The following is a 1245-nucleotide window of genomic DNA, read 5'->3' as shown; positions in this document are numbered from 1 at the left end:
CTGGGCCGAAGTCTACCTGCCGGGCGCGGGCTGGATCACCTTCGACCCAACCAACCGCAGTGTGGGCGGCGCGAACCTGATCCCGGTCGCCGTCGCGCGCGACATCCGCCAAGCGGTTCCGGTGATAGGCAGCTTCAGCGGCCCAGCCGACGCGCTCCAAGGCATGACCGTCGAGGTCAGCGTCACCTCGTAAGCCGACCAATGGTCCAGCGCCCTCGTGTGTGCCGCTGTCTCAAAAACCTCTTGGCGGAAACGTTAGCCCGCTCTTGTGGATCTGCATCCAATAGCCATCTACTAGCCATCCAACGGGATGGTTTAAGGAGGGCTTGGGGATGGCAGGCAACGTGCGAGAGCTCCGGCCGAGAGCGCCGGACAGCGAGAAGCTGACGATCAATCTCGGCTTCGTCGATCTCGGCCATGTCGACCTGCTGGTTCGCGACGGCTTCTACGCCAACCGAGCCGACTTCATCCGCACGGCCGTGCGCAACCAGCTCGAGCGTCAAGGCGAGGCGGTGAAGCAATCGGTGGCCCGCAAGCAGCTCAGCCTCGGCCTCTCCCACTACACCCGGCAGGATCTGGAAGCGGCCAGAGACGCTGCCGCCCCGCTCCACATCCAAGTCCTCGGCCTCGCCAGCATCGCGCCCGACGTCACGCCGGAACTCGCCCGTGCAGGCATCGCCTCCGTGCAGGTGCTCGGCGCCTTCCACGCCAGCCCGGCGGTCAAGGCGGCGTTGGCCGACCGTACCGCCTGATTTCTCACCTGACCCCATCCCCGGCAAGGGCCAGCTCATCCGCACCGGCCCGTCCACCTCATCCAGGATCATGACCATGAACGCATTCTCCAACATCGACATGGGTGAGGTGACCCGTCTCACCCGAGCCGGCCAGCTCACTGAGGCACTGGCACTGCTTCAGGGACGCCCAGCGACCGCCAATCCTCAAGCGGCCACACAAGAAAGAGCGCCCCGCACCGGAGACCGTGCCGCGCCATTAAGGCCGACCATCGACATGGTGGCGCCTTCGACCCCTGGAGGAGCCTGGACGGCGCCAAGCTTCGGAAAGAGGACGGTCGGCGATGCACCTTCTGGCAAGACGGGTGCCTCAGAACGGCAGGGTCTCTCGGAGACCCTACGATCCTTACGCGAACGCTTTCCCAAGATGGGCTCGATGGCCGGCCTGGGCGAAGGCCTCGGAACACCGCAACGTGCACCGGTCCCGGTACCAGATGGGGCGCGGTACGAGGAG

The 1245-nt window shown here is 65.8% G+C and carries 1 protein-coding gene and 1 pseudogene; both read left to right on the top strand.

Annotated elements, in window-relative coordinates; all coding sequences use genetic code 11:
* Nucleotides 1–193: pseudogene (locus WDW90_RS37275) on the top strand (transglutaminase family protein); the annotation flags it as partial.
* A 139-nt stretch (nucleotides 194–332) separates the two neighbouring features.
* The gene (locus tag WDW90_RS37270) at nucleotides 333–752 is read left to right on the top strand and encodes a CopG family transcriptional regulator (RefSeq protein WP_336492749.1); all 420 of its coding nucleotides are present in this window, start codon (nucleotides 333–335) and stop codon (nucleotides 750–752) included.
* The last annotated feature ends 493 nt before the right edge of the window (nucleotides 753–1245 follow it).

This window comes from Methylobacterium nigriterrae, from assembly GCF_037106235.1.
Classification (GTDB): Bacteria; Pseudomonadota; Alphaproteobacteria; order Rhizobiales; family Beijerinckiaceae; genus Methylobacterium; species Methylobacterium nigriterrae.
Note: the sequence above shows the minus strand (reverse complement) of the source record. Positions and strands in the feature narration are given on the sequence as shown.